The organism is Sphaerospermopsis kisseleviana CS-549, assembly GCF_028329225.1.
GTDB lineage: Bacteria > Cyanobacteriota > Cyanobacteriia > Cyanobacteriales > Nostocaceae > Sphaerospermopsis > Sphaerospermopsis kisseleviana.
Genome location: NZ_JAQMTI010000126.1, coordinates 1 through 4,871, shown reverse-complemented (window position 1 = coordinate 4,871; position 4,871 = coordinate 1). Strand labels below are relative to the sequence as shown.

General features: G+C 35.7%; 3 protein-coding genes. 2 read left to right on the top strand and 1 reads right to left on the bottom strand.

All coding sequences use genetic code 11. The annotated features are described in order from the left end of the window. The first annotated feature begins 170 nt into the window (after positions 1 to 170). Positions 171 to 401 (top strand): antitoxin TumA, encoded by a 231-nt coding sequence (gene tumA / locus PN497_RS10770; protein ID WP_096570615.1) that lies wholly within the window; start codon positions 171 to 173, stop codon positions 399 to 401. A 113-nt stretch (positions 402 to 514) separates the two neighbouring features. On the opposite strand, the gene polA is transcribed toward tumA, so the two are convergent. Then, the gene (gene polA / locus PN497_RS10765; protein ID WP_272110107.1) at positions 515 to 3,490 is read right to left on the bottom strand and encodes a DNA polymerase I; all 2,976 of its coding nucleotides are present in this window, start codon (positions 3,488 to 3,490) and stop codon (positions 515 to 517) included. 76 nt (positions 3,491 to 3,566) lie between these two features. Here polA and PN497_RS10760 point away from each other — a divergent pair, with 76 nt between their 5' ends. Further along, the gene (locus tag PN497_RS10760) at positions 3,567 to 4,418 is read left to right on the top strand and encodes a Cof-type HAD-IIB family hydrolase (RefSeq protein ID WP_096570611.1); all 852 of its coding nucleotides are present in this window, start codon (positions 3,567 to 3,569) and stop codon (positions 4,416 to 4,418) included. Positions 4,419 to 4,871: the final 453 nt, after the last annotated feature.

The following is a 4,871-nucleotide window of genomic DNA, read 5'->3' as shown; positions in this document are numbered from 1 at the left end:
TCAGTGCAGGATTTTTCAGGGGTATACTCCTAAAAGCGTGCATTTTCCGGGTGAAATTTCAAAGAATTGGTTACTAACAGATCACCCAAACTCTTGCCTATTCCCTGCCTTAACGAAGAGACTTTTTCAGCAAACCCTAATTAAGTTAACTCAATTAAACAGATAAATAAATGCGTAAACAAGTTATCGAATATACATCTCCACTAGATGCGTTGATTGCCCTTACCAAACAGTTAAATGTTTATGAAATCAAGTACCAAATGAGTTCAGAAGATTTTTTTGCCAAATATAGCCAGGGAGAAACTTCTGATGATGAAGTGTTTGTCGAATGGGCAGGAAATTATCAGCATTATCTAGCTTTACACCAAGAAATAACCAGCAAACTCCAAGGTGTCGCGTAAAATTGCTTGCGAAAAGCCACATATAGCTGATGTTCTACAAGAAGTGATGGAGTTTTTAAAGTAGGAATACTATATAGCAATAATGTTCAGATATTTGTTTTACGGCTGCAACACTACTTCGTCTCCATCCAATTATCACCCGCACGCACATCAACAACCAAAGGAACACTTAAACTCACAGCATTTTCCATCACTGACTTTATTTGTAATTGCAATTCTTCCCACTCTTGCGGAGGAATTTCAAATACTAATTCATCATGAACTTGCAATAATAACCGCGCTTGATATCTTCTTAAAACTTCATGTATTCTAACCATCGCAATTTTAATAATATCCGCACTCGAACCTTGAATTGGTGCATTTGCAGCAGAACGCAATAACCCCGCATCATAAGCACCCAAATTTTTCAACTTACTCAAATCAATATCTTCTAAATTTCTACCTCTTAACTCTTTCAAGGTTTTAGTAGTAAAATCAAAATAACGTCTTCTTCCCAAAATTGTTTCTACATAACCTTGAGAAATAGCTTGTTTTTTCACACTCTCCAAATATTTAAATACTTGGGGATATCGTTCATTAAATCGCTTAATAAATTCATTTGCAGTATTCTTATCCACACCTGTAGAACGGGAAAATTTTAAAGAACCCATTCCGTAAATTACACCAAAATTAATGGTTTTCGCAAAACGTCTTTCTTCAGATGTCACTTCATCTTTTTCAAAGACTAATTTTGCTGTTACTGTATGAATATCCTCGTTATTTTGATAAGCTTGAATTAATACAGGTTCTTGACTCAAATGTGCTAAAATTCTTAACTCAATTTGTGAATAGTCAGCAGCAACCATTAACCAACCAGATTGGGGTAAAAACGCTTTTCTAATTTGTCTACTGAAAGCAGTACGAATGGGAATATTTTGTAAATTAGGATTAGAAGAAGATAACCTACCTGTTGCAGTTACAGTTTGATTAAAATCAGTATGTAACCGTTGACTTTTGGGATGTACTAATGCTGGTAAAGCATCTACATAGGTAGATTTTAATTTTGATAAAGTTCGATATTCAATAATCGCATCAACCAAACCTGTGGTATCAACTTCTTGGAGTTTTTCTAAAGTTGCAGCATCGGTAGAATAACCAGTTTGAATTTTGCGGGAATATTTGGTACTTAAAGCAAGTTTATCAAACAAAATATAACTCAATTGTTTAGGAGAACCTAAATTAAATGTTTCTCCCGCAATTTCTGTTGCTTTTGTTTCTAAAACTGCTAAATCTGATTCTAACAACTGAGACAATTCTTGTAAATAACCGGAATTAATTCTCACCCCTGTATATTCCATTTCTGCTAAAACTGTTTCTAGGGGTTGTTCTACCTCTAGCAATAATTTCTCTAATGCTGGTATTTGATTTAATTCATTTCGCAATTTATCAACTAATTGAAATGTGGCATAAACTTGAGTTCCACAATAATATGCTACTGTATTTATGCCAATATCAGCAATAGTTTTTTGTATTTCTTTTTTCCCTGCTTTGGGTACAATATCATTATATTCTGTGAGTTGTAATCCCAAATATCTTAAAGATAAATCACTTAAATTATGGGTATTATCGGGATTTAGCAAATAACTTGCTAACATAGTATCAAATACCACCCCTGTTAAATTAATTCCCTGACATTTGAAAATTAATCTATCAAATTTGGCATTTTGAAATGTTTTCGGATAATCTGCATTTTCTAAAATTGGACGTAGTTTTGATAATACTACATCTAACTGTAAATTATTGCCACTATTGCCTATTTTATGACCAACGGGAATATAAGCAACTTCATTTTCTCCTGTTCCCCAACAACAACCAATTCCTACTAAAGCTGCATCTCTTGGTTCTAAATCTGTAGTTTCTGTATCCCACGCAACGGGTTTTTCTGGGTTAGTACATTTTTCTAAAATGCTCACTAAATCCTCTAATTTTTCTGTTGTATCAATAATCCGAATTGGCATTTTTTCATGATGATATTTTTCAGCATTCGCTGTATCTTCCGCACTAAAAAACCATACTTCATTATCTTCTTCAGATGCAATATTAATCTGGTTATTTTTGATAGTTTCGGTTTTGTTTTCTGTAACTTCTCCCCCGAATTTTGCTTGGAGTTCGTTGATTTGTTCTAAGAATTTCTTAAATTCTAATTTCTCTAAAATGGGAATTAAATTAGCAGTATCAAAACCCTTTAAATGACAATCTTCTAAATTAACTTCTAAAGGTACATCTACAACTATTTTGGCTAAATATTGAGAATGCAGTGCATCTTCTTTACCTGCAATTAATTTTTGATGATTTGCACCTGTTATTTCATCTATTTTAGCGTAAATTTCATCTAAAGAATGATAAGTATTTAATAATTTTACTGCTGTTTTTTCCCCAATTCCTTTAACTCCAGGAATATTATCAGATTTATCCCCGCAAAGGGCTTTAAAATCTACAATTTGTGTAGGGAAAACACCTAACTTTTCTTGAACTTGTGCTGCTTGAAATTCCGTGATACTATTGGTAGAACGTTTTAAAGCTTCAGGACTAAAATTTAAAACTGTAATCCCTTTTTTTTCATCAATTAGTTGAAATAAATCCCTATCTCCTGATAAAATCTTCACTCGATAACCAGCAGCAGCAGCTTTTTCGGCTAAAGTTCCTAATACATCATCTGCTTCATAACCTGGTTGTGTAATAATCGGTATATTTAAAGCTGTTAATAAATCATTCAGGTTTTCTACATCGGGAATAAAATCTTCCGGTGTTTCTGCTCTTCCCGCTTTATAATTATCATCTGCTTCATGACGAAATGTAGGCGCTGCTAAATCAAACGCTACTGCTATTGCTTGTGGATTTTCGCTTTTTAATACTTCTAATAAACATTTAATAAAACCAAAACATACGCTGGTAGGAATACCTGTTTTTGTACGCAGCCCACCATCTCTACCTTTAGCAAAAGCGAAGTAGGAACGAAAAGCTAAAGAATGTCCATCTACAAGGATAATAGTAGGATTGGTTGTAGTTGCAGAATCTGAAATCACTGAATTAGTCGAGTTTGGGAACATAGCCTATTTTAACTATTGCTGATCGCCTGTTACTCTCTTACTGGGACGATTATTAAATAATGTATCTGCTCATCTTATGACATCTATCAACAATCAGGCTGAAAATAAAAAAGATATTAAGCTACTGGTACTAGATATAGATGGTACGATCGCTGGCCATGACAACCAAGTCAGTGACACTGTACAGCAAGCTATTAAAGCAGTCCAAGCTAAAGGTATTCAAGTAGCTATAGCTACGGGTAGAATGTATTGTTCAGCTTTGCGCTTTCATCAAGATATTCAGTCTAATTTACCATTGGTAGCTTATCAGGGTGCTTGGATTCAAGATCCCAATAGTGGTAAACTGCACCGTCATTTAACTGTAACCAAGGAAATTGCTTATCAATTATTAGATTACTTTGAACAACCACAATGGCGATCGCTCCTTTCAGTCCATTTCTATATTAATGATCAACTCTACGTGCGAGAAATAACTACAGATACAGCAGACTATTCTCAACGCTGTGGTGTTACTCCTCTTCTTGTGGGTGATTTGCGGCAAGTATTAACTGATAACATCCCGACTAAGGTTTTAGCCTTATGTAATAAAGTAGATTTGATTAGAAAAATGATGGGTGATTTACGTTTACAATACACACCCGCAGAATTATACATGACAACTTCTGTCGCAACTTTCCTAGAAGTAGCAAATCCTTTTGTTAACAAAGGTACTGCTGTCCGTTACCTTGCAGAAGAAATGTTAGGAATAGAAAGCAGTCAAATAATGACTATTGGGGATAACTTTAATGATGTAGAAATGTTGGAATATGCGGGAATAGGTGTAGCAATGGGAAGCGCACCAGAACCAGTACAAGCGATAGCAACGTGGGTGACAGCCAGTGTAGAACATGATGGAGTAGCGATCGCCATAGAAAAATTCTTACTTTAACAGGTAACTGGGGACTGGTGACTGGTGACTAGGAAAAATCTTTCCTCCCCTACTTTCTGACTCCTGACTCCTGACTCCTGAATCCTGAATCCTACCCAAACATCAGAAAGGACACCGACGACTGGCCGTGTTTCGTCTCGGTGTCCTTGCTGGTTCGCTCCTCACACACCAGCTAATATATCCCAGGAGACAGATCGCGTCAATACCTATAGTCAAATTTTTTCAATTGCAGTCACAGGAGTTCAAGAGTCGTAGGGGCGAAGCCTGCCTGTCGGCAGACAGGCATTCGGAAAACAACCTGTGATCAAAATTAATCATTCTTCGCTCGAATGCTTCGCCCTTACAGGAAAACAACCTGTGATCAAAATTAATAATTCTTCGCTCGAATGCTTCGCCCTTACAGGAAAATCACCTGTGATCAAAATTAATAATTCTTCGCTCGAATGCTTCGCC

Bases quoted from the DNA above. Each gene is read 5' to 3' on its own strand.
- polA (WP_272110107.1), bottom strand. From the start codon at position 3,490: ATGTTCCCAAACTCGACTAATTCAGTGATTTCAGATTCTGCAACTACA.
- PN497_RS10760 (WP_096570611.1), top strand. From the start codon at position 3,567: ATGACATCTATCAACAATCAGGCTGAAAATAAAAAAGATATTAAGCTA.
- tumA (WP_096570615.1), top strand. From the start codon at position 171: ATGCGTAAACAAGTTATCGAATATACATCTCCACTAGATGCGTTGATT.